This window comes from Formosa undariae, from assembly GCF_042427615.1.
Taxonomy (GTDB): Bacteria; Bacteroidota; Bacteroidia; order Flavobacteriales; family Flavobacteriaceae; genus Formosa; species Formosa undariae.
Map to the genome: position 1 here is coordinate 248,551 of NZ_JBHMEZ010000003.1, position 22,567 is coordinate 271,117.

Genomic DNA, 22,567 nt, shown 5'->3' on the forward strand with positions numbered 1-22,567 from the left:
TAGTATCTTTATAAGAATGAAAGTAAACAGTTTACATATTTCTGGTATTTACTTAGGACTTTTCGTCTTATTACAATCGTGTAGTTCTATTTCTTATCTTAATAAAAACGATTTACATCATGTAAATACGATGCAAGAAAACACGTTTTTTATAAGTACGTCAGAAGATTCTATTGTGTTGAAGAAGCAATATTTTGAATTCACTAAAAATGGTAGAACGCAATCTTCTTTTACTTTAAACGCAGATAAAGACACGATACAAACGACCGAGAAGAAGATGTTTTTCGAAAAACAAACGTATCCAGAATTACCAAATTACTATTGTAAAACACGATGGAAAACGAAGCAAAGGGAACGTATTAGTTGCTATTCGCAAAAGAAATACAAACAGAACGAAAAGATTGTGCATTATTCTAAAACCGGAAACATATTAAAAAGTATAGATAATTTTAAGACCTTTAATACGCATTATTATAATTACAAAAACAATGCCCTTCAAAGTATCGTTATTAAAAATAACACAGATACTGTATTAGATTCTATAGTGACAAAATGCTTAAAATTAGATATTAATCACAATTGTATTGTACAAGAGCAAAGGCACATTTTAACAGATAGTTTAAAACGGATATATAGAAAAATCAACTATTAATTACACCTCGCGCTTAACAGGTGCCAAAGCACTTTTTTTAATCTTTATACATCCAAAAGCGTTAAGCACTTTCATAATCCCGTAAGTCACATCTAATTCGTACCAGCGTACACCGCCAAAATTAGCACGTCCACCATATTTATGGTGATTGTTATGGTAGCCCTCTCCCATCATTAAAAAATCGAATGGCAGTAAATTCTTAGAAGTGTCGCTTACTTTAAAATTTACATAACCATAAATATGGGCAAACCAATTAATAATAACACCGTGGATTGGTGCCATAAAAAAGGCTACAGGTAAAAATAACCATTGCCACCAAGCTGTAGTAAATACAATAAAGAATACGATGTATAAAGCGGCCCAAATTAATCGAGATACCCGAGAACTAGCAAAATTATCGAATGATTTCCACTGCGGTACATTTTTAGTAAACTTAGCATCTACAGCGACACGTTGCTGGTTAATATCTTGGTAAATAGTTTTAGTACGCCACATCATAGAGAAGACATTACTATCGTATTTTGGAGAATGCGGATCCTTTTCGGTATCTGCATAAGCATGATGCATTCTATGCATCACTCCATAACCGTAAGCACTTAGGTAATTAGAACCTTGGCAAACCCACGTTAGAATATAACACACTTTTTCACCAAATTTAGACATTCTAAACGTTTGATGTGCGGCATATCTATGAAGGAAAAAAGTCTGGAAAAACAAACCAGAATACCACAGAATAATCATGAAGATAATAATTGTCATTTGCTAAATTTTATAATAGCAAAGAACCAATAATATTAGGAGGAAAATCTGAACATGGGTTAAGAAATTCGTTTTCTTATCCGACTTAGAGCTTGTGCGGTTACACCAATATATGAAGCGATATATTTTAAAGGAATATCCTTTAATAGATTTGGACGTTCTGTGAATAAGTTTAAATAACGCTGCTCTGCACTTTCATTTAACAAGGATTGTTCGCGTTTAGATTTTATTAAAAATAAGCGTTCGGAAGACAAACGACCTATTAAGTTCCCGACTTCTGTTTTGGCATATACTTCCTGTAAGTCGGTATAAGAAACACTCCAAATAGTTAAATTTGTTAAGGCTTCTAAAGCATATAACGAAGGTTTTTGAGTTAAAAAAGAATCGTATGCACTTATAAATTCGTTTTCAAAACAAAATCCAAAAGTCACATCCTTATCTTCGTCGACATTTGGAATTAAAAAACGAGCAATACCTTCCCCTATAAAAGAAATATAACGTTCCGTATCTCCAACATTTAAAATACGTTCGCGCTTTTTAAACGTTCGTGTTTTAAGTTTTGAAGAAAACAATTTCCAATCCGCATCACTTATCGATACTGTAGATTCAATATAATCTCTGATTTCAATCATGTATCACTTACTAATTTTACTTTTTTTAAAGGAATGATAAATTTATGAATTTCATCTTATACCAAAGCGTATTTCTAAATGTTTTATAGCAGATTAATTCAATCATACCTACGAGTAAGCGTTTAGAAAACCCCATTATGCTACCTCAAAAATAGCTTAAAATAAAATTAGTAATTTTAATAAATAAGTCAGAAAAATTATTTCAAAGCTTATAGTTTAATAATTAGAACCAAATTGCATAAAAAAACTACTAAATTCTTAAAAACCTATCACCTATCACCTTACTATAATAAATATATTTTCATAAATTTATGGTGGAAAAAAAATAAATTACATGTCTATACTTATAACCAACATAAAACAGTTAGTACAAACACGCACTCACGGAATTTCTAAAGTTTCTGGTAAAGAGATGAAAGAACTACCATTAATAGAAAACGCCTACTTATTAATAGAACATGATACTATTGTAGAATATGGTTCGATGAAAAATTTAGGTGGAATAATTGCGGAAAAAACTATTGATGCCACAGGAAAAGTTGTTTTACCTGCCTGGTGCGATTCGCATACGCATTTGGTTTATGCCGGAAATAGAGAACAAGAATTTGTAGACAAATTAAACGGCTTGAGTGACGAAGAAATAGCCAATCGTGGTGGCGGTATTTTGAATGCTTCTGAAATGATTAAAAACACAAGTGAAGACGAACTTTATGAACAAGCCGTTGTCCGTTTAAAAAACGTAATGCAATTAGGTACTGGTGCCATTGAAATTAAATCTGGTTACGGTATAAGTTTAGAATCTGAACTAAAAATGCTTCGCGTTATAAAACGATTAAAACATGATTTTAATTTATTAGTTAGACCTACATTTTTAGTATCTCTTGCTGTTCCTGAAACTTTTAAGGACAATAAACCTGGATATGTAGATGACGTCATAAATAACTTAATCCCTGAAATAGCAAAGGAACAACTAGCTAAATATATAGATCTTTTTTGTGAAGAAGGTTTCTTCTCTTTGGAAGATACAGATCGTATTTTGGAAGCAGGCGTTAAACACGGTATGGTGCCTAAACTTCATGTAAACAAATTTAATGCTTTAGGAGGTGTTGCATTAGGAGTTAAACATAATGCACGTTCTTTAGATCACCTTGAAGTTATTAGTCCGAAAGATATAAAAGCTATAAAAAATAGCCGTACAATGCCTGTGGCTTTACCGGCTTGTTCTTATTTCTCTAATTTACCATATACACCAGCAAGAGACATTATAGATTCAGGTTTACCACTTGCTATTGCTAGTGACTACAATCCAGGAACTGCACCAAGTGGAAATATGAATTTTATAGTAAGTACAGCATGTATTAAAATGAAAATGACTCCAGAAGAATCTATAAATGCTGCTACAATTAATGGAGCGTACGCTATGGGAGCCCATAAAATGTTTGGAAGTATTACTAGAGGTAAGAAAGCTAACATTATAATTACCAAAGAAATACCTAATTATAACTATTTAGCATATGCGTTTGGAGATAACCATATTGATACAGTTATTATTAACGGAATTATTGTGGAGTAATAAAAGAAAATAAACATAAAAATCCCGAATGATTTAAAACCATTCGGGATTTTTTTATGCTTTTAGACTTTCTATTTAAGTGTAAACTCTGTAGTAGACATTAAGTTCTTTTCATTGTAAACATTTACGATATAACGCCCTTCTTCAAATTCCTCTTCGTCTTTAGACGCTACAAATTCACAAACATTTAAGCTTAGATTTTCATAGTTAAAACGACTGATGATACTATAATTTAAGAATTTGTCTCCAAAAACAACCTGCTCATTCACCCCTAACACATTATTTTTTGGGTCGATAACTTGAATATATAATTCTTGATCTCCCGCTTGCACTAGAGTATTCTTCGCTACAGTAAAGCAAACTCTAAGTTTATCTGTTCGTCTTGCACGTTCTGTTGGAATTAATTTACCAGAGTTTCTTTCTATAACCCCAAATCCTTTTAAATTATCGGCAGATAAAATGGTCGCACTTTCCACAACTTCAGCCAATGCAGTATTTTGCATCAATAAAGAATCTGTAAAAACATTACGTTCTTCTAAACGGATCCGAGTGCTATCTAAAGATGTTGCCAACTGATTATTTTCAGCTTTTAGCTTATTGTTTTCAGTCAGTAAAGCATCCATTTCCTTCTGTAAATTTAAATATTGCTGCTTATACTTCCATAAGCTTTTCACATTCGTTTCAGAAATTTGAAGCGAATCCATTAACCCTTGAATTCGAGTTCGCGCTTCAACTAAATTACTATTAGCCAACTTATTTTCGCTAATGGCCACATCGTACTGTTTGGCCATATTACTCAAATCTGTCATAACTAACTGTTTCTCTTCCGTTAATTGAGCCTCTGTTTCGTTTTTCTTTTTCATAAGGTCAAACGTGTAAAAAGCCGTCCCTAAAAATAAAACTAAAGCGATACCTAAAGCAATTTTTAATCCGTTATTTGATTTATTCTCTTCCATAATTTGTTTGTAAATTGATAGTATTTAATTGGTTAACTAATTAATAGTTATGTTCCATTCTAATAATATTAAATATAAGTTCTTAAAACAAAAAAAACTGTATTTTTAAGATTTAATTAACCGTATTAATGATGGATAAACTAGTTGTTTTTGATAATTCAGATCTTTTAAAATTTTTAAAGATTCGCCCTAACGAATCTAAATTTGGAGAATATGTAAACCTACTTCCTCCGGACTGTAATATATACGAACATATAGAGAATTTAGACGTTGACTATGTATTAGTAGGACTCCCAGAAGACATCGGAGTATTCGCTAATCATGGAACTAGAGGCACTTCAACCACATGGGAAACTACATTAAAAAGTATTTTAAATGTACAGAAAAATGATTTCACTTTTCCTGAACGACTATTAATTTTAGGTTATTTAAATTTTGAAAAAGAACTTGAAAAAATAAATCTTTTAGATCGATCTATAGATAAAGAACTAGCTAAATCTAGAAAAATTGTATCTAAAGTCGATAAACATGTCTCTCACTTAATATATACCATTATTAAAGCAGGCAAAACACCTATTATTATTGGTGGCGGACAAAACAATAGCTACGGAAATATTAAAGGTACGGCACTCGCGTTAAACGCACCTATTAATGTAATAAATTTTGATTCGCAAACGAATTTCAGATCTGAAGAAGGCAGACACAGTGGTAATGGTTTTACTTATGCGTTTACTGAAGGTTTTTTAAAGAATTATTACATCTTTGGATTACATGAAAGTTATATCACCAATACCATTTTAAAAACCATTGAAAAACTAAATCATATTGAATATAGTTCTTATGAAAGTATGGAGATTACCCAATCTTCATCATTTAAAAAGGAAATAAAAAATGGTTTATCTTTTATTGAAGGAAAACCCTTCGGTATAGAAATAGACTGTAACGCTATTGAAAACATTAGTAGTAATACGATGTCTTCTAGCGGATTCAGTATAAAAAAAGCAAGACAATTTACACATTTTTTCGGAAAGCAAGAAAATGCGACATACCTTCATATTTGCGAAGCAGCTCCAACCGAATCCAATGCCGATCAAATCGGTAAACTTATCACCTATTTAATCACAGATTTTATGCAAGCCCATTTAAAATAAATTTGTATTTTACTTGTTAATCAATACCTTAAACTATGAAAAACATCATCTATATTCTTTTTATATCTGCCGGTTTATTCAGTTTTAAACCCTCTAATTCCTCAGACTCAGAAGATCAAATCACATGTTATGAGCAGGATGAAACGACTAAAATAATACCAATATCTCATGCTACTTTTATTATGGAAGTAAAAGATCTTGCCATTTATGTAGATCCCGTAGGTGGTTTGGAAGCGTTTAAAGATCAAAAAGCCCCCAATCTTATCCTTGTTACAGATATTCATGGAGACCATTTAAGTATTGAAACGCTAGAAAGTATCACGAAGTCACATACTACTATTATAGCACCACAAGCAGTCTTCGACAAATTATCAGACCCTTTAAAAAAACAAACGTTGGTGATTAATAATGGAGAAACTAGAAAATATGAACATATATCGATAGAAGCTATACCTATGTATAATTTGCGTCCAGAGGCACTTAAATTTCACGCTAAGGGTCGTGGAAATGGGTATGTATTAAATAACGCAGACGAACGTATTTATATCTCTGGGGATACCGAAGATATTCCTGAAATGAGGGCTTTAAAAGATATTGACATTGCTTTTGTATGTATGAATTTACCTTATACCATGCCTGTAACTAGCGCCGCCGATGCTGTTTTAGACTTTAAGCCTAAAAAAGTTATTCCTTATCACTATCGAGGTACCGAAGGTTTAAGTGATGTAAATGCATTTAAAACCTTAATAGAATCAAAAAACAAAACCATAGAAATTACTTTACTCAACTGGTATTCAAAAAATTAACAAATAAATTGTGATGATTTTAAGATTTAAATCTATATTTACATAATCACTTATCTCTTTAAAATATTTACCCATGTCATTTTCAGCATTTCATACATCGCTATTCAGTGGCAATTTAGGGCTTATGGTTATTGAGCAAGGAATTGTTATTGGATTATCTATAACCGTAGGAATTTTTATTCTTTTATTGCTTTTCGGGCTTAGAACCACATATAAGTTAAAAGCAGAAAGTAAACGTCTTGAAAAATCTAATTTGGAAGACATAGACGATAAAAAGAAAAAATATAAAGATTTCACAGAAGGACATTTATACAATAACAACTAATATGTATATTTCTAAAAACCAAAAAACAGCCTGCTATTAGCAGGCTGTTCTTTTTAATATACCATATATAACTAGTATTATCTTACTAGCTTCTTATACTTAATACGTTTTGGCATTAAATCTCCACCCAAACGTTTTTTCTTATTCTCTTCGTATTCACTAAAACTACCTTCAAAGAAATACACTTGACTTTCACCTTCAAAAGCTAAAATATGCGTACAAATTCTATCTAAGAACCATCTGTCGTGACTAATTACTACAGCACAACCAGCGAAGTTTTCTAAACCTTCTTCTAATGCTCTTAATGTGTTTACATCTAAATCGTTAGTAGGCTCATCTAAAAGCAATACATTACCTTCTTCTTTAAGCGTCATCGCTAAATGCAAGCGGTTACGCTCACCTCCAGAAAGTAATTTAACCTTCTTGTTTTGTTCTCCTCCAGAGAAATTAAATCGACTTAAATAGGCTCTAGAGTTTACTTCCTTTCCGCCCATTAAAACCAATTCTTGCTCGTCACTAAAGTTTTGCCAAATGGTTTTTTCAGGATCAATATTGGTGTGACTCTGATCGACATAAGCGATCTTAGCTGTTTCACCAACTTCAAAAGCACCCTTATCTGGTTCTTGTTCCCCCATAATCATTCTGAAAATAGTTGTTTTACCAGCACCATTCGGGCCAATAATTCCAACAATTCCTGCCTGAGGTAATTTAAAGTTTAAATCTTCGTATAATAATTTATCATCGAAACCTTTACTTATACCTTTTGCTTCAATAACATTGGTTCCTAAGCGAGGTCCGTTAGGGATATAGATTTCTAATTTTTCGTCAAGTTGTTTCTGATCTTGACTCATTAATTTATCGTAATTATTTAAACGCGCTTTTTGCTTAGTCTGACGGCCTTTAGCACCCTGACGTACCCAATCTAATTCGCGCTCTAATGTTTTCTGACGTTTAGAAGCTGTTTTGCTTTCTTGTGCCATACGTTTTGATTTTTGATCTAACCAAGACGAGTAGTTCCCTTTCCAAGGAATACCTTCACCTCTATCTAATTCTAAAATCCATCCCGCAACATTATCTAAGAAGTATCTATCGTGAGTTACAGCAATTACTGTCCCTTTATATTGTGCTAAATGATGCTCTAACCAATGTACAGATTCTGCATCTAAGTGGTTGGTAGGCTCATCTAAAAGTAAAACATCTGGCTCTTGTAAAAGCAAACGACAAAGTGCCACACGTCTGCGTTCTCCTCCTGAAAGCACACTAATTTTCTTATCCCCTTCTGGCGTACGCAACGCATCCATGGCAATTTCCAATTTAGTATCTAATTCCCAAGCATCAGAAGCATCAATTTGATCTTGAAGCTCTGCCTGACGTGCCATTAATTTATCCATTTTGTCGGCATCAGAATATACTTCTTCTAACCCAAACATATCGTTAATTTTATTGTATTCATCAAGAATAGCAACCGTTTCGGCAGCCCCTTCACGTACAATTTCCATTACCGTTTTATCTTCATCTAATTTTGGCTCTTGCTCTAAATAGCCAACCGAATAATCCTGAAGAAATGTAACGTCACCTTGATAGTTTTTATCCGTTCCCGCAATAATTTTTAACAAAGTCGATTTTCCAGAACCATTAAGACCTAAAATCCCAATTTTAGCTCCGTAGAAAAAACTTAAATAAATATTCTTTAAAACCGGTGTATTAGCACCAGGAAATGTCTTGGTTAACCCAGACATCGAAAAAATAACTTTCTTATCGTCACTCATAATTATACTCTACCTTTTAATGCGTTAAATACCCAAGCAATAGCAAAAAAACCAATGCCAACAGCGGCAAATCCCCAACCCGCGACATCTTCATATCTAAAAGCTCCTAAAGCGATTAAAGCTAATCCTACTACAATCATAATGGTTGTTGCCCAAGCTAAAACCGTGTTTTTATTCATTGCCATAATTTGTAATTCTTATTATTAGTGCGCACCTTTACATGGCAAAAGCCATAAAATATCAGGTTATCCGTTTTATCTATTTTAAATAAAAAAGGATGTCTCATTTACCCTTTGCGCAAGTTCAAATACAAATATCGCATTTTTAAGATTAATTCTAAATTATTTGTAATAACATTATTAAATGAATTCTAATATTAGGTTCATTTTTACCAATACGATGTAAATAACAGAGTACTTCAAGATTATTATTCACTTTTATGAGATATTTTCAATACTTAGAAGAATCCATCTATTTAAACAGCCATTAATATCTACACGCTTCAAGCAATTAGGCTACTTTTTATATAAATCTAAATTATTTTTAAACATTAGCTCAACAAAACACAATCAAACATTTGTAATTCAATGGTTTATATGTGAATAATTTAGATTCAGAATTAACGTATATTTCACGTCTATAAAGCATAAATAATTCAAAAGTCAACTTACATTTGCACCTTATTTTTTATCACTCTTATACATTATTTATAAATGAATAAAGCGTTATTATCATTAGCTATTGGTGGATTTGGAATTGGTTTAACCGAGTTTGTTATTATGGGAATTCTGCCGGAAATTGCCACAGCATTCGACGTAACTATACCTACAGCTGGTCATTTTATTTCGGCATATGCCCTAGGTGTGGTTGTAGGTGCTCCCATTTTAACAGGAATCGGAAGTAAATATCCTGCTAACCGTGTCTTATTAGCCTTAATGATATGGTTTACAGTATTTAATACATTATCGGCTTTCGCGACTGGATATAATTCTTTTATAACTTTAAGATTTTTATCAGGATTACCACACGGCGCATTCTTTGGAATTGGCTCTGTAGTAGCTGGACAATTGTCTAAACCAGGGAAACAAGCTCAGGGTATTGCTATTATGTTTAGCGGACTAACATTTGCAAATTTATTAGGGGTGCCTTTAGGGACCTATCTCGGAAAGCATTTTAGCTGGAACTTATCCTTTTTATTAGTTGGATTTGTGGGCGTTTTAGTTGTCTTATCTATAAAACTATGGATGCCTTTATTAAAAAAATCTTCAGAAACACGCTTCTTAGAAGATCTAAAAATATTTAAACGTTTAGAACTGTGGTTAATTATACTTTTAACAACTATAGGTACTGGTGGTTTTTTCGCATGGTATAGCTACATTTCTCCATTAATTACTGAAGTTGCTGGACATGCCCCGGAAATGGTTTCTATAGCCATGATCTTAGCAGGACTCGGAATGGTAATTGGTAATTTTATTGGTGCTAAACTTGCAGAGAAATTTTCTCCTATTCACGCTATCATTATAATTCTAACTTGTATGACCTTTTGCTTGGCTATAAACACGGTACTAGCATCGGATAAAATCATGATATTGGTTATGACATTTATTATTGGTGCGGTAACGTTTTGTATCTCCACACCAATACAAATGCTAATTATTAAAGCCTCTAAAGGATCTGAAACTTTGGGATCTTCACTTAATCAGAGTGCCTTTAACATCGGTAATGCCTCTGGAGCATATTTTGCAGGAATTCCTATTGCCATGGGATATGGTTATACGTCTGCCGATTGGGTTGGAGCAGCTATGGCTGGTAGTGGTGTGTTAATCGCTTTTGTAATTATTATGTTAAGAAAACGAAACAAAAAACAAGAGAAATTAGAAAACTCATATTCGTAACTCCATTTAAATATTACCCCTTTAAAAGCGCATAGGAACTTCAATAATCAATACTGACGTATTGGTATGCGCTTTCATTGTAAATGATTCTGTTTGACTAATACCTATTGCATCTCTAGTGTTTAATAGTGTGTTTTCAATTTCAATTGCTCCATTAATAACCATAACATATACACCATAATGCTCACTTTTTAAATCGTAAGAAAACATTTTGTTTTCATCTAAATCTAACCTTGAAAGTTTTGCATCTTGATGAATTTTTAAACTACCATCATGATCTTCATCTATAGAGGTCACTAACATTTGCAGTTTGTTTTTACGATTAACAACATCAAAAGTTTTCTGTTCATATCGCGGTGCTACATTTTCTTTATTCGGAATTACCCAAATTTGAAACAGACTTAAAGATTCCTCTTGAGAACCATTAATTTCTGAATGCTCTACACCTGTCCCCGCACTCATAACTTGAACTTCTCCCGGCAACACAGACTCCCATGTGTTCCCCATAGAATCCTTATGCTTTAAAACACCTTCTAACGGAATTGTAATAATTTCCATGTTCTTATGCGGATGTGTGCCGAAACCCATTTTTGGAGCTAAAACATCGTCGTTTAAAACGCGTAATGCTCCAAAATTCAACCGATCTTTATCATACCAATTTGCAAAACTAAATGAATGACTCGCTTTCAACCATCCGTGATCGGCATATCCTCTTGTATCTGCTTTGTGTATTATCGTTTCCATTCTTCTAACTTTTTTAAATTATTATAACAACTAATTCATCTTATTTTATCTAATAAATCACTCAACTGACTCGCTTCTTCTTCACTTAAATTCTTTAAAACATCAGTCCTTTGTGCTTCAGAAATAGCTTCTAACAGTTTTAATCCGTCATCCGTAATTTTAATATTAACGACTCTTCTGTCTTCAGAACAAGGTATGCGGTAAATTAAATTTTTAGCAAATAACTTATCCATTAAACGTGTCGTATTTGGGGAGCGTTCTACCATACGCTCTTTAATGGTTTGAACTTTTAAAGGTTGATCTGCCCCTCTTAAAATGCGTAAAATATTATATTGTTGCGATGATACTTTAAAAGGCTTAAAAAACGAGTTCTGATAACTACTAATCCAATTTGCTGTAAACATGATGTTTAGCATCGCTTTCACTTTATTATTTGGAAAAGTAGAATTGATGTCTTTAGAAAAATCTCCCATATTATTTTTTATTTAAAACAGCTATTACTAAACAGTTTATAAAAAAGCTTCAAACTGCTTCACTTCTTTTAGAAGTAGTGCATTCAATTCAGAGTTATTAATTTTACCTTCTGAAAAATTATCGTAAAAAGACGGTAAAGAAAATGTAGCAACTATAGTCCCATCATGACGTGGAAATCGATCTTTAGCCATTTCTAAAACCGATTGTCCGCCTCGCACTCCTGGAGATGTCGCCATTAGAAACATAGGTTTACTTTGAAATGTTTTAGGCTCTACTCTAGACACCCAATCAAACATGTTTTTAAATACCGAAGCGTAAGCTCCGTTATGTTCTGCTAGTGAAATTATAATACCAGCTGAGTTTTTTATGGCTTCGAACATACGTTTTGCATTCTCTGGCAAACCCTGTTCTGCTTCTAAATCTACACTGTAAATTGGCAAGTCAAAATCGTTTAAATCTAGAACGGTAACATCTACTTTTTCTATTAAACTTCCAGTATAACTAACTAATTGCTTATTAATAGATTGTTTACTATTACTTCCTGCAAATGCGATAACATGTTTCATATTAATTTTGAGTTTTTTTATTAAAAATATAAGAGACTATTAATAAGATTAAAGCAACTAAAGCAGCCATTTGTCCGCCATCACCTATCATATAATGTGCAAAAAATGCTAAAATAAAGGCAAAGAAGAAACCTGCATACGCCCATTCTTTTATAGTCGTAAACTTAGAGTTCCAGATGGCAATTAGTCCTAGTAATTTTACAACAGCATAAGGGTAAATGATGTATGTAGGATACCCAAAACCAGTAAACATTTGGGCTACAGCTTCATGCTTAAAAAAATACATATTCACAGAAAACAATAATATTAGAGTTAATAATCCTGTAGATACATAAAAAATAATTTTATCTCTTTTCATCTTGATTGGTTTTAATGAGTTACAAATATACAATAAAATACTTATATTTACCTAGGAATATAATTCCATGTAATATATATGACATAAATATAAATTTCTAATCATTAAATTTGAAACTTTCGTATTTTAGCCCCAAATTGATTTTTACATGGATATCAACTTCAATAAAAACGAAGATCACAATAAACTTTTAGTATCAGATTTAAGAAGACGTTTTGCAAAAGTGAGTCTTGGTGGCGGCTTGAAACGTATAGAAAAACTTCACAGTAAAGGAAAACTTACGGCTAGAGAACGTATCGATTATTTATTAGATTCCAAAGCTAAGAGTATTGAAATCGGGGCTTTTACAGGAGAAGATATGTATGAGGAACATGGCGGGTGCCCTTCTGGTGGCGTCGTTGTTAAAATTGGTTATATACAAGGAAAGCAATGTATTGTAGTCGCTAACGATGCTACAGTTAAAGCTGGTGCATGGTTTCCAATTACTGGTAAAAAGAATTTACGTGCTCAAGAAATTTCTATTGAAAACAAACTGCCAATTATTTATTTAGTAGACAGTGCAGGCGTGTACTTGCCTCTCCAAGACGAAATATTTCCAGATAAAGAGCATTTCGGCCGAATTTTCAGAAATAATGCTCAAATGAGCAGTATGGGAATTACTCAAATTTCTGCTGTTATGGGGAGTTGCGTAGCTGGCGGAGCCTATTTACCCATAATGAGTGATGAAGCCCTTATTGTAGATAAAACGGCAAGTATTTTTCTCGCAGGAAGTTATTTGGTAAAGGCGGCCATTGGCGAATCTATAGATAATGAGACCTTAGGCGGAGCAACCACACATTGCGAAATTAGTGGGGTAACCGATTATAAAGCCAAAGACGATAAAGATGCTTTAGACAAGATTAAATATATAATTGATAAAATAGGTGATTATGATACTGCGGGATTTAGCAGAAAAGAAGCACTAAAACCAAAAGAAGATCCACAAGACATTTATGGTATTTTACCAAAAAGTCGTTCTGATCAATACGATATGAAAGCCATAATTTCGCGTTTGGTAGACGACTCTATATTTGAAGAATACAAAGAGGGTTTCGGAAAAACTATAATTACAGCTTATGCTAGAATCGATGGTTGGGCTGTAGGAATTGTTGCAAATCAGCGTCAGTTAGTGAAAACAAAACAAGGCGAAATGCAATTTGGTGGTGTAATTTATAACGACAGTGCAGATAAAGCCACACGATTTATTTCAAATTGTAATCAGAAAAAAATTCCTTTAGTGTTCTTACAAGATGTTACCGGTTTTATGGTGGGATCGAAGTCGGAACATGGTGGAATAATAAAAGATGGTGCCAAAATGGTAAATGCTGTTAGTAATTCTGTAGTACCAAAATTCACCATTATTATTGGGAATAGTTATGGCGCTGGAAATTATGCCATGTGCGGAAAAGCATACGATCCAAGACTTATAGTGGCTTGGCCTAGTGCAGAGCTTGCTGTGATGAGCGGAAACTCTGCCGCAAAAGTATTACTTCAGATTGAAACAGCATCTTTAAAAGCTAAAGGAGAAACGATTACTCCAGAAAAAGAACAAGAATTATTTAATAAAATTAAATCTAAATACGACAAACAAGTGTCACCTTATTACGCTGCTGCTAGACTGTGGACAGATGGTATTATAGATCCGTTAGATACTAGAACATGGATTTCAATGGGAATAGAAGCTGCCAATCACGCTCCTATAGAAAAGAAATTTAATTTAGGTGTTATCCAAGTTTAATAAATAAACAGATTCTAAAACAAGCAGCTCATCACTCTAAACTTATTTCAGAGTCACATTAAATTAGTTTAAAATTTAAATTAAAAAAGCCACTAATTCACGAATTAGTGGCTTTTTATATTAAAACAACAGAGCATTATTTAAGTAACTCCAATGTTTTTTTACGTTGAATTTTTCTGTTTGGTGTTTCCACAAATTTGTCTACGAAATAAACGTCCTTAGGAATTTCATTTTTTTGAAGATTAGCATAAACCTTATCATCTATAGCTTTTTCTTCTCCTTCAATAACTAAAATTAAACGTTCACCTAATTTATCGTCTGCTTGTCCGGCGACAAAAAAGCGTTCAGAAATCCCATTAGTTAAATGCTTTTCAATTTGTTCAGCAAATAATTTTAATCCACCAGAATTAATTACATTATCAATTCTACCTATTAGTTTAAACTCATTGTCTGATCGCATTACAGCAACATCATTTGTTTCTAAAGTACCATCAAATAGATAATCGGCTTCAAGAACTAAACAATCACTAGCATTAACAGAAACCTTCACATTAGGCATCGCTTTATACCAATCTGTTTTATCCGGACCGTTTAAAGCTCTATATGCAATATGACTCACTGTTTCGGTCATTCCGTAAGTTGAATAACATTTGGTATCTATATCTTGAATATCTTCTAATAATTGATGCGGCACTGCTGCTCCTCCAATAATTAAGGCTTTAAAATGATGAAGTTTAGATTGTAAATTTTCTACCTGCAACGGAATCATGGCACCGAAATGATAAATTTTAGTGGTATCGAAAACCGGTGTAATTTTTGGAGGCACAACATCTAGTTCTAGACCTAAAATCATGGCGCGAACCAACATCATTCGTCCTGCAATAAAGTTAAAAGGTAAACAATGTAACAGACTATCTCCTGGACGTAAATTAAAAGCATCACCTGTAGCAATAGCAGAATTTACCATCGCTTGTTTTTTTAATTTTATCATTTTAGGTTCTCCGATAGATCCTGAAGTCTGAACTGATACGTAATCATTTTTATCTAGCCAAGCTTGTAAAAAATCACCTAATCTTTTTTGGTGAGGCTCTCCTTCTTTTATAAAACAATAAGCAACTGTCCTTAACCCATCTGCATCGTAATAGCGACCATTTAGTTTAAATCTTAAATGAATTTTATCATATGTCGGTATTTTGCTTTCTACTGCTGTTATCATAAGAAATAGTATTTATAGTAATTTATATAATTGTTTATACGTGTTCGTTTAGTGCCGATTCAGGATTGGGTTCTATGACCCGTCCTGTTAATTTTTCTTTCCAATCGGTCCAATTGTATTTCTTTGAAAAGATAAAAAGTAATATTGGAAAAATGACAAACACAGGAAGAAATATTTCGATAAAACTTGCTTCTCCTGGATCTGAAATATCTTTAAAAATAGAATATGTTTGTAAAGCACTCCAATCTGAAGTTACTAATAAAGCTGTAAAAAAATTATTTGCAGCGTGGAATCCGAGTGATAACTCCATGCCTTCGTCCATTAATGTTAAAACGCCTAAAAACAATCCCGTACCAATATAATACACCATTATAGTATATCCCAATTGAGCCACTTCCGGATTAGCAATATGTAATCCTCCAAAGATTAACGAAGTCAGAATTAAAGGAATCAATTTCGATTTAGTAATCACGCCAATACCTTGCATTAGATAACCTCGAAACATATACTCCTCGAAACTTGTTTGAAAAGGTACTAATACAACAGCGATAACAAGTAAGATTAAAAACTTATTAAGCTGAAAGTTATACAAATAGTTTTCAGGAGACATGGTATAGTCAATAAGAATAAACAAAGACGAAATACCACCCCATAGAATAAACGAGAATAACACCCGTTTCCAGTCTATTGAATCTCTAGTAGTCGTTAATTTTAAAAGCGGTAATTTATGAATATACTTTACAGCTATAAATAAGAATATCAATCCACCTAAAAAGGGTAACATCACGAAAATTAAATTCAAATTGGATTCGAACATCCCCATAATATAATTGGTGTCATCCATTTTCGTTAGATCCACGCCACCTTGTAAGGTTTTCAAACTAATGGCAACCACATGTGGTGCAGAAAATATCGCGATTCCGATAAACGCAATAATTACACCTACAATATAACTCCACCATTCATGTAGTCCCTTATATGCCTGACTTATATACATACTTTATTTATAAATTATAGTTCCAATTAGTATTCGTATCATAATGTAATCTACCATTTTTAACCTCTAAAGGAGAATCAAAATTATTGGTAAATAAACCACCTGTTCCTAAACCTTGTGGTAAAGGATTTTGCAAATTATATGTGTATTGCGCAATCGCATTTAAACCAATATTACTTTCCAATGCACTGGTAATCCACCAGCCCATATTTTGCTTTTCGGCAAGAGAAATCCAAGAATCACTACCTTGAAATCCGCCTACTAAACTAGGTTTTAAAATAATATATTGTGGTTTAATCTGATCTAAAAGTAACACTTTCTCATGTTGCTGAAACACACCTATTAGCTCTTCGTCTAAGGCAATCGGCAAAGGTGTCGATTCGCATAAATTAGCCATTTCGTCTATCTGGCCTGCTTTAATAGGTTGTTCGATAGAATGTAAACTGAAGTCTGATAAAACTTTTAATTTTTCTAAAGCTTCATTCGGATTGAAAGCACCATTGGCATCGACTCTTAATTCTATTTCTGAAGCTGAGAATTCTTTCCGAATTGATTTTAATAAATCAACTTCCGTTTGAAAATCTATAGCTCCAATTTTCATTTTTATACAATCGAAACCAGCATCTAATTTTTCTTTGATTTGTGATTTCATAAAAGCCTCACTTCCCATCCAAATTAATCCATTAATAGCAATAGAATCTTGACCCTTTGTGAATTTTGAAGGAAATAATGAAAATGACTGCTCACCCGCTAACGATTTAAAAGCCATTTCTAATCCGAATTGTATACTTGGAAACTCAATTAATTCTACCAATAAAGCTTCTATACCTAAATTGATATGCGAGCACACCCATTTTAACTTTTCTTCATAATCAGGTCGGTCATCTGCCGACAAACCTCTAAAAACGCCACACTCACCTACTCCTCTATTACTAGATTCATCTAAATGAATAAACCATGTTTCTTTAGTTGTAAGCACCCCTCTAGACGTGCCGCTTGGGTTATTAAAATTTAAAATGTATTTGCGATAGGTTGCTGAAATCATAACATCAAAAATAGTCAATTATTTTCTCAAAACAGATAATATACCGTTGATAAAACCTCATAAAAAAGCCTTAAAAAATTTAAAATAAATCTTTTAAGGCATTAATTCTATCTATTAAAAAGATTAAAGTTCTATACTCTCTCCAATTCCAAGTAGCATTAAATCTTTGTCTTTATCGAAAAACTTTCGTTTTGCTTCTTCATGGTCGATTTCAATATAACCAAACGTATCAAAATGATAACCTAAAACTTTATCACATTCCACGAAATCGCTAGCTAAAATAGCATCATCGACCCCCATAGTAAAGTTATCCCCAATGGGTAAAATGGCTAAATCTAGTTTCGTATTTAGCGGAATTAATTTCATATCATACGTTAAAGCCGTATCTCCAGCGATGTAAATGTTTTTTCGCTCGCCTTCAATAACAAAACCACCTGGTTGCCCGCCATAAGTACCATCGGCGAAACCTGAAGAATGAATAGCATTTACATACTTTACGCTTCCAAATTCGAAGTCCCATTTTCCGCCGTGATTCATAGGGTGTCCCTCAAATCCTTTATTACTATAATAGGCTACAATTTCTGCATTAGAAATAATAACAGCGTTTGTGCGTTTCGCAATAGCTTCAACATCTGCAACATGATCTTGATGTGCATGTGTTAATAAAATATAGTCCGCTTTCAGCGTATTAATATCGATGTGAGATGCGTTCTCGTTCGGAGAAATAAATGGATCGACTAAGATGGATATATCATCTACTTCTATCCCAAGACTAGCATGTCCGTAAAATGTAATTTTCATATTTTAATATTTTGAAATTAAAATACAAAAAAACTCAGACATATTAAATTAATTTGTCTGAGTTTTAAATCCCCAAAAATGAAGCTAATTTTAAGTCTACTATTAATACTTATTATTAACTTATTTTAAATATACTATAAATTAGTCGTATTCGTGATTTATAGTCCTATATTCTATTATTTTAACAATATTATACGGAATTATACTACAATAGCTGTCCGATTCCTAACAATAAAGACAAGAAGAACGTACTTAATGCTAACTTCTTTAATTCTGGATCTAAATCTTTAGGAATATCATTTTTATAAACGGTAACCACATGTTTTGTCAATGGAATAAACACCACTATAAATAATAAATTAAAGGGCGAATTATAATATAAAACTCCAAATACAAGAGCTAAAACCATAGCACCACCAACTAAAAAATAATGATAAAATTTAGCGTTTTTACTACCTAATTTTACCACTAAAGTATTCTTATTCGATTTGGCATCAGATACAATATCTCTCATATTATTCAGGTTTAAAACTCCTGCACTTAACATTCCAATTGCTATAGCAGGTATAAACGTTATATAATCTATTTGTTTAACAAACAAAACATAAGTTCCTATTACACTGACTAATCCAAAAAATATAAACACAAATACATCTCCTAAACCACGATAACCATAAGCTGAGTTGCCTACAGTGTATTTAATAGCTGCTACAACACTTGCCACTCCCAATACAAGAAAAAACAAGGACATTAAAAAGTTTTCAGAACCAAATGACACCCATATTAAAGCAACTGCTAAAACGACAGTAATTAAGACATTTAATTTTATTGCAGTGAGCATTTGCTGTTCAGAAATATCTCCGCTTTGTAATGCCCGCATAGGTCCGATTCTATCTTCGTTATCGGTTCCCTTTACACCATCTCCATAATCGTTTGCTAGGTTAGATAAGATTTGTAAACTCAAGGTAGTAAGAATAGCTAGTGTGAAAATTAACGGATTAAAAAATCCATCAAACGCCGCTAAACATCCTCCTACAATAATACCTGAAATAGATAAAGGCAAGGTTCTTAAACGCATGGCCGATATCCATTTTGAAAAATTACTCATATGTAACTATTATGGAATCCATTTTTTCTCGAAGTTCGGCACACGTTTTTCTAAGAATGCATTTCTACCTTCTTTAGCTTCATCTGTCATATAGGCTAAACGCGTAACTTCACCTGCAAAAACTTGTTGTCCGACCATACCATCGTCTGTTAAATTCATTGCGAATTTCAACATTTTTATAGAGGTTGGCGATTTTGCCAATATTTCCTGAGCCCATTCGTAAGCGGTACCTTCTAACTCCGCATGCGGAATTACGGCATTAACCATCCCCATATCGTAAGCTTCTTGTGCGTTATAGTTACGTCCTAAAAAGAAAATTTCTCTTGCTTTTTTTTGTCCTACCATTTTAGCCAAATATGCAGAACCGTACCCCGCATCAAAGCTTGTAACATCGGCATCTGTTTGCTTAAAAATGGCATGTTCTTTACTCGCTAATGTTAAATCACAAATAACATGTAACGAATGTCCGCCACCAACAGCCCAACCTGGAACGACAGCAATAACAACTTTAGGCATAAAACGGATTAAACGTTGTACCTCTAATATGTTTAAACGATGATACCCATCTTCGCCAACATACCCTTGTTTACCTCTAGCATTTTGGTCCCCTCCGCTACAAAATGAATATATGCCATCTTTAGATGAAGGCCCTTCGGCAGATAATAATACGACTCCAATGTTTACATCTTCATTCGCATCGTAAAACGCTTCATATAATTCACTTGTTGTTTTTGGTCTAAATGCATTTCTAATATCTGGTCTGTTAAACGCGATACGAGCCACACCATTACATTTTTTATAAGTAATGTCTTCGTATTCTTTGACAGTTACCCAATTTGGTTGTTCCATTTTTCTTATTTTTACCAAAAATAAATCATTTTAAATAAACCCTTACTTCATAATGAAAAAATATAGTATTTTCTTATTACTACTTGCATTCACTGCAACTGGCTTTACTCAAGCTTACAAATTTGAAACGAAAATAGATTTAGGTGCTTTAGATGTTATAAATCAAGGTGACACAGGAACTTGTTGGAGTTTCTCGACATCGTCTTTCTTAGAAAGTGAAATTTTGAGAAGCACAGGAAAACATATCGATTTATCTGAAATGTATAATGTGAGACAAACCTATCCTGTAAAATCATGGAACTATGTAATGCGTCAAGGAAAAGCTCAATTTAGCGAAGGAGGTTTGGCACACGACGTTATAAATAGCATGGATGCTCACGGTTTAGTTCCAAATGAGGCGTATACAGGTTTACTAAAACGCGAAACCAAACACGACCATTCTGAAATTGTTGGAGAATTAAAATTGATTTTAGACGATTACATTAAAAACCCAAAAACCTATAATGGAGATTGGAAATCTGATGTGTCTAAAGTTTTAGATAAATCATTAGGAGAAAATGTAAAAACATTTACTTACGAAGGCGTATCATACACACCTCAATCTTTTCTTGCCATGACAGGTTTAAAAGCGAATAATTATGTTAGCATTACCTCTTTTACACATCACCCTTACGATTCTTCTTTTATATTAGACATTCCTGATAATTTTTCTAATGGAAGCTTTTACAATGTAGAATTAGACGATTTAGTAGACATTACAAACGATGCGCTTAAAAAAGGATATACTATTGAATTAGATTGCGATGTTAGTGAAAAGACATTCTCTTCTAAATACGGAATTGCTGTTATTCCTAAAGATGAAAAGGACAATGAGTCTGCACTTGAAAAAGTTGAAAAGGAATTAAAAGTTACTGCAGATTACCGTCAGCAAGAATTTGAGAATTTCGATACTACAGACGACCATTTAATGCATATTATTGGTATGGTTGAAGACCAAAAAGGAAATAGTTATTACAAAGTAAAAAACTCTTGGGGCGGAAACTCTGACCGTGTGTCTAACGATGGATATATTTATATGAGTGAAGCTTACTTTAAGTTAAAAACCATTTCAATCATGGTTCATAAAGACGCGTTACCACGTTCAATTCAAAAGAATTTATAGTTGAAATCTCAGATTTCAAAGCATAAAAAAAGCCTCATAATTAAATTATGAGGCTTTTTTATTTTATGAGCTAAACGTATTAATCTATAAGATAAATACCATCGTCTTTAATTTCTATTAAACGCTTTTTGTAAAGTGTTCCCACTGCTTTTTTAAAGTTCTTCTTACTCATTTGTAAGGTTTCTTTAATCGCTTCAGGAGCAGATTTATCGGTTAAATTAAGGTAACCACTGTTATCTTCAAGTTCCTTCATAATTAAATCGGCATTAGGCTCGATACTTCTGTAACCAATTTTACCTAACATAATATCTAACTTATTATCAGGACGTACTTTCTTAACAATACCTTTTAATCTATCACCAACACTTAAATCCTGAAAGATATCATCTTTAAAAATAAGTCCAGTGTGCAATTTGTTTACAATAACATTCATACCAATGTCCGAAGGATGCGATACAATTAAGTCAACCTCATCAAACGCCTGAACAGTCAGTTCTTTATTACTTAAATAATGATTGGTTTTACTAGACGCCACCAAACGATTACTAACCTCATCTTCGAAACAGTACACTAGGTACCATCCTCCTTTTTTCATTTTAAAGGCTTGCTCTTTAAATGGGCAAAATAATTCTTTTACTAATCCCCAATCTAAGAATGCTCCAAAATCGTTCGCTTGGTTACAACGCAATAAAGCAAAATCACCTTTTTTAATATATGGTGTATCCGTAGTAGCAATGATGCGTTCTTCATTATCTAAGTACACAAAAACCTCGATATCGTCTCCGATCTCAAAAGATTCTGGAACATAACGGTTTGGTAATAAAACATCGTTATTCTCGTCGTCTCCTAAAAACAATCCCGGCTCGGTATCGCGTAATATGGTTAATGTGTTGTATTCTCCTAAATGTATCATGGTGCAAAGGTAATAATATTAGTGATTGTATTTATAAAA

General features: G+C 32.9%; 24 protein-coding genes. 8 read left to right on the forward strand and 16 right to left on the reverse strand.

The window, feature by feature from the left end; all coding sequences use genetic code 11:
- Positions 1-16: 16 nt before the first annotated feature.
- Complete coding sequence (locus tag ACFFVB_RS04515; RefSeq protein ID WP_382381523.1) at positions 17-652, forward strand: hypothetical protein; 636 nt, start codon at positions 17-19, stop codon at positions 650-652.
- Here ACFFVB_RS04515 and ACFFVB_RS04520 read toward each other — a convergent pair whose 3' ends face one another.
- Both ACFFVB_RS04520 and ACFFVB_RS04525 read right to left on the reverse strand, forming a co-directional pair.
- Positions 653-1,411 carry an acyl-CoA desaturase gene (locus ACFFVB_RS04520; RefSeq protein WP_382381524.1) on the reverse strand — a complete coding sequence of 253 codons (759 nt, stop codon included), beginning with the start codon at positions 1,409-1,411 and terminating at the stop codon, positions 653-655.
- Between the two features lie 59 nt (positions 1,412-1,470).
- Positions 1,471-2,043, reverse strand: a complete 573-nt coding sequence (locus tag ACFFVB_RS04525; protein WP_382381525.1) for a Crp/Fnr family transcriptional regulator — start codon at positions 2,041-2,043, stop codon at positions 1,471-1,473.
- A 334-nt stretch (positions 2,044-2,377) separates the two neighbouring features.
- Here ACFFVB_RS04525 and hutI point away from each other — a divergent pair, with 334 nt between their 5' ends.
- Positions 2,378-3,616 carry an imidazolonepropionase gene (gene hutI / locus ACFFVB_RS04530; protein WP_382381526.1) on the forward strand — a complete coding sequence of 413 codons (1,239 nt, stop codon included), beginning with the start codon at positions 2,378-2,380 and terminating at the stop codon, positions 3,614-3,616.
- A 71-nt stretch (positions 3,617-3,687) separates the two neighbouring features.
- Here the strand turns inward: hutI and ACFFVB_RS04535 are convergent, their stop codons facing one another.
- Entirely contained in the window at positions 3,688-4,572 is an 885-nt protein-coding gene (locus ACFFVB_RS04535; RefSeq protein ID WP_382381527.1) for a DUF8428 domain-containing protein, read from the reverse strand.
- Positions 4,573-4,700: 128 nt separating this feature from the next.
- Here ACFFVB_RS04535 and ACFFVB_RS04540 point away from each other — a divergent pair, with 128 nt between their 5' ends.
- From ACFFVB_RS04540 to ACFFVB_RS04550, 3 genes are all read left to right on the forward strand, one after another.
- A complete protein-coding gene (locus ACFFVB_RS04540) occupies positions 4,701-5,723 on the forward strand; it encodes a formimidoylglutamase (RefSeq protein ID WP_382381528.1) in 1,023 nt (340 codons plus the stop codon).
- Between the two features lie 35 nt (positions 5,724-5,758).
- A complete protein-coding gene (locus tag ACFFVB_RS04545; protein ID WP_382381529.1) occupies positions 5,759-6,529 on the forward strand; it encodes an MBL fold metallo-hydrolase in 771 nt (256 codons plus the stop codon).
- Between the two features lie 73 nt (positions 6,530-6,602).
- The gene (locus tag ACFFVB_RS04550; RefSeq protein ID WP_382381530.1) at positions 6,603-6,854 is read left to right on the forward strand and encodes a hypothetical protein; all 252 of its coding nucleotides are present in this window, start codon (positions 6,603-6,605) and stop codon (positions 6,852-6,854) included.
- A gap of 77 nt (positions 6,855-6,931) precedes the next feature.
- Here the strand turns inward: ACFFVB_RS04550 and ettA are convergent, their stop codons facing one another.
- Together ettA and ACFFVB_RS04560 are read right to left on the reverse strand one after the other, a co-directional pair.
- Positions 6,932-8,623, reverse strand: coding sequence for an energy-dependent translational throttle protein EttA (ettA, locus tag ACFFVB_RS04555; protein ID WP_382381531.1), 1,692 nt, complete (start codon positions 8,621-8,623; stop codon positions 6,932-6,934).
- A 2-nt stretch (positions 8,624-8,625) separates the two neighbouring features.
- On the reverse strand, positions 8,626-8,808 hold the full coding sequence (locus tag ACFFVB_RS04560) for a CAL67264 family membrane protein (RefSeq protein WP_057779529.1): 183 nt from the start codon (positions 8,806-8,808) through the stop codon (positions 8,626-8,628).
- 528 nt (positions 8,809-9,336) lie between these two features.
- Between ACFFVB_RS04560 and ACFFVB_RS04565 the strand changes: the two genes are divergently transcribed.
- Positions 9,337-10,518, forward strand: a complete 1,182-nt coding sequence (locus ACFFVB_RS04565; protein WP_382381532.1) for an MFS transporter — start codon at positions 9,337-9,339, stop codon at positions 10,516-10,518.
- Positions 10,519-10,539: 21 nt separating this feature from the next.
- Here ACFFVB_RS04565 and ACFFVB_RS04570 read toward each other — a convergent pair whose 3' ends face one another.
- From ACFFVB_RS04570 to ACFFVB_RS04585, 4 genes are read right to left on the reverse strand one after another with little or no spacing between them, the layout of a single operon-like run.
- Positions 10,540-11,262 carry a pirin family protein gene (locus tag ACFFVB_RS04570; RefSeq protein WP_382381533.1) on the reverse strand — a complete coding sequence of 241 codons (723 nt, stop codon included), beginning with the start codon at positions 11,260-11,262 and terminating at the stop codon, positions 10,540-10,542.
- Positions 11,263-11,297: 35 nt separating this feature from the next.
- Positions 11,298-11,735 (reverse strand): MarR family winged helix-turn-helix transcriptional regulator, encoded by a 438-nt coding sequence (locus ACFFVB_RS04575; RefSeq protein ID WP_382381534.1) that lies wholly within the window; start codon positions 11,733-11,735, stop codon positions 11,298-11,300.
- 36 nt (positions 11,736-11,771) lie between these two features.
- The gene (locus ACFFVB_RS04580; RefSeq protein WP_382381535.1) at positions 11,772-12,302 is read right to left on the reverse strand and encodes an NADPH-dependent FMN reductase; all 531 of its coding nucleotides are present in this window, start codon (positions 12,300-12,302) and stop codon (positions 11,772-11,774) included.
- A gap of 1 nt (position 12,303) precedes the next feature.
- Positions 12,304-12,660, reverse strand: coding sequence for a DoxX family protein (locus ACFFVB_RS04585; protein ID WP_382381536.1), 357 nt, complete (start codon positions 12,658-12,660; stop codon positions 12,304-12,306).
- Positions 12,661-12,808: 148 nt separating this feature from the next.
- Between ACFFVB_RS04585 and ACFFVB_RS04590 the strand changes: the two genes are divergently transcribed.
- A complete protein-coding gene (locus ACFFVB_RS04590; RefSeq protein ID WP_382381537.1) occupies positions 12,809-14,437 on the forward strand; it encodes an acyl-CoA carboxylase subunit beta in 1,629 nt (542 codons plus the stop codon).
- A 136-nt stretch (positions 14,438-14,573) separates the two neighbouring features.
- Here ACFFVB_RS04590 and ACFFVB_RS04595 read toward each other — a convergent pair whose 3' ends face one another.
- From ACFFVB_RS04595 to ACFFVB_RS04620, 6 genes are all read right to left on the reverse strand, one after another.
- A complete protein-coding gene (locus tag ACFFVB_RS04595) occupies positions 14,574-15,653 on the reverse strand; it encodes an AMP-binding protein (protein ID WP_382381538.1) in 1,080 nt (359 codons plus the stop codon).
- Positions 15,654-15,687: 34 nt separating this feature from the next.
- A complete protein-coding gene (locus ACFFVB_RS04600; RefSeq protein WP_382381539.1) occupies positions 15,688-16,650 on the reverse strand; it encodes a CPBP family glutamic-type intramembrane protease in 963 nt (320 codons plus the stop codon).
- Positions 16,651-16,657: 7 nt separating this feature from the next.
- On the reverse strand, positions 16,658-17,695 hold the full coding sequence (locus ACFFVB_RS04605; RefSeq protein ID WP_382381540.1) for an o-succinylbenzoate synthase: 1,038 nt from the start codon (positions 17,693-17,695) through the stop codon (positions 16,658-16,660).
- A gap of 123 nt (positions 17,696-17,818) precedes the next feature.
- A complete protein-coding gene (locus ACFFVB_RS04610; RefSeq protein WP_382381541.1) occupies positions 17,819-18,496 on the reverse strand; it encodes a metal-dependent hydrolase in 678 nt (225 codons plus the stop codon).
- A gap of 205 nt (positions 18,497-18,701) precedes the next feature.
- On the reverse strand, positions 18,702-19,604 hold the full coding sequence (gene menA / locus ACFFVB_RS04615; RefSeq protein ID WP_382381542.1) for a 1,4-dihydroxy-2-naphthoate octaprenyltransferase: 903 nt from the start codon (positions 19,602-19,604) through the stop codon (positions 18,702-18,704).
- A 9-nt stretch (positions 19,605-19,613) separates the two neighbouring features.
- Positions 19,614-20,453 (reverse strand): 1,4-dihydroxy-2-naphthoyl-CoA synthase, encoded by an 840-nt coding sequence (locus ACFFVB_RS04620; protein ID WP_382381543.1) that lies wholly within the window; start codon positions 20,451-20,453, stop codon positions 19,614-19,616.
- 52 nt (positions 20,454-20,505) lie between these two features.
- On the opposite strand from ACFFVB_RS04620, the gene ACFFVB_RS04625 reads away from it, so the two are divergent.
- Complete coding sequence (locus ACFFVB_RS04625; protein WP_382381544.1) at positions 20,506-21,615, forward strand: C1 family peptidase; 1,110 nt, start codon at positions 20,506-20,508, stop codon at positions 21,613-21,615.
- A gap of 79 nt (positions 21,616-21,694) precedes the next feature.
- On the opposite strand, the gene ACFFVB_RS04630 is transcribed toward ACFFVB_RS04625, so the two are convergent.
- Complete coding sequence (locus ACFFVB_RS04630; RefSeq protein WP_382381545.1) at positions 21,695-22,528, reverse strand: CvfB family protein; 834 nt, start codon at positions 22,526-22,528, stop codon at positions 21,695-21,697.
- Positions 22,529-22,567 lie beyond the last annotated feature (39 nt).

What these genes read in the sequence shown, in the direction of transcription:
- ACFFVB_RS04595 (WP_382381538.1), bottom strand. Translation starts at nt 15,653, where the DNA reads ATGATAACAGCAGTAGAAAGCAAAATACCGACATATGATAAAATTCAT.
- ACFFVB_RS04540 (WP_382381528.1), top strand. Translation starts at nt 4,701, where the DNA reads ATGATGGATAAACTAGTTGTTTTTGATAATTCAGATCTTTTAAAATTT.
- ACFFVB_RS04590 (WP_382381537.1), top strand. Translation starts at nt 12,809, where the DNA reads ATGGATATCAACTTCAATAAAAACGAAGATCACAATAAACTTTTAGTA.
- ACFFVB_RS04560 (WP_057779529.1), bottom strand. Translation starts at nt 8,808, where the DNA reads ATGGCAATGAATAAAAACACGGTTTTAGCTTGGGCAACAACCATTATG.
- ettA (WP_382381531.1), bottom strand. Translation starts at nt 8,623, where the DNA reads ATGAGTGACGATAAGAAAGTTATTTTTTCGATGTCTGGGTTAACCAAG.
- ACFFVB_RS04520 (WP_382381524.1), bottom strand. Translation starts at nt 1,411, where the DNA reads ATGACAATTATTATCTTCATGATTATTCTGTGGTATTCTGGTTTGTTT.
- ACFFVB_RS04605 (WP_382381540.1), bottom strand. Translation starts at nt 17,695, where the DNA reads ATGATTTCAGCAACCTATCGCAAATACATTTTAAATTTTAATAACCCA.
- ACFFVB_RS04610 (WP_382381541.1), bottom strand. Translation starts at nt 18,496, where the DNA reads ATGAAAATTACATTTTACGGACATGCTAGTCTTGGGATAGAAGTAGAT.
- ACFFVB_RS04575 (WP_382381534.1), bottom strand. Translation starts at nt 11,735, where the DNA reads ATGGGAGATTTTTCTAAAGACATCAATTCTACTTTTCCAAATAATAAA.
- ACFFVB_RS04570 (WP_382381533.1), bottom strand. Translation starts at nt 11,262, where the DNA reads ATGGAAACGATAATACACAAAGCAGATACAAGAGGATATGCCGATCAC.
- ACFFVB_RS04585 (WP_382381536.1), bottom strand. Translation starts at nt 12,660, where the DNA reads ATGAAAAGAGATAAAATTATTTTTTATGTATCTACAGGATTATTAACT.
- ACFFVB_RS04550 (WP_382381530.1), top strand. Translation starts at nt 6,603, where the DNA reads ATGTCATTTTCAGCATTTCATACATCGCTATTCAGTGGCAATTTAGGG.
- ACFFVB_RS04565 (WP_382381532.1), top strand. Translation starts at nt 9,337, where the DNA reads ATGAATAAAGCGTTATTATCATTAGCTATTGGTGGATTTGGAATTGGT.
- menA (WP_382381542.1), bottom strand. Translation starts at nt 19,604, where the DNA reads ATGAGTAATTTTTCAAAATGGATATCGGCCATGCGTTTAAGAACCTTG.
- ACFFVB_RS04535 (WP_382381527.1), bottom strand. Translation starts at nt 4,572, where the DNA reads ATGGAAGAGAATAAATCAAATAACGGATTAAAAATTGCTTTAGGTATC.
- ACFFVB_RS04545 (WP_382381529.1), top strand. Translation starts at nt 5,759, where the DNA reads ATGAAAAACATCATCTATATTCTTTTTATATCTGCCGGTTTATTCAGT.
- ACFFVB_RS04630 (WP_382381545.1), bottom strand. Translation starts at nt 22,528, where the DNA reads ATGATACATTTAGGAGAATACAACACATTAACCATATTACGCGATACC.
- ACFFVB_RS04625 (WP_382381544.1), top strand. Translation starts at nt 20,506, where the DNA reads ATGAAAAAATATAGTATTTTCTTATTACTACTTGCATTCACTGCAACT.
- ACFFVB_RS04580 (WP_382381535.1), bottom strand. Translation starts at nt 12,302, where the DNA reads ATGAAACATGTTATCGCATTTGCAGGAAGTAATAGTAAACAATCTATT.
- ACFFVB_RS04620 (WP_382381543.1), bottom strand. Translation starts at nt 20,453, where the DNA reads ATGGAACAACCAAATTGGGTAACTGTCAAAGAATACGAAGACATTACT.
- ACFFVB_RS04600 (WP_382381539.1), bottom strand. Translation starts at nt 16,650, where the DNA reads ATGTATATAAGTCAGGCATATAAGGGACTACATGAATGGTGGAGTTAT.
- ACFFVB_RS04525 (WP_382381525.1), bottom strand. Translation starts at nt 2,043, where the DNA reads ATGATTGAAATCAGAGATTATATTGAATCTACAGTATCGATAAGTGAT.
- ACFFVB_RS04515 (WP_382381523.1), top strand. Translation starts at nt 17, where the DNA reads ATGAAAGTAAACAGTTTACATATTTCTGGTATTTACTTAGGACTTTTC.
- hutI (WP_382381526.1), top strand. Translation starts at nt 2,378, where the DNA reads ATGTCTATACTTATAACCAACATAAAACAGTTAGTACAAACACGCACT.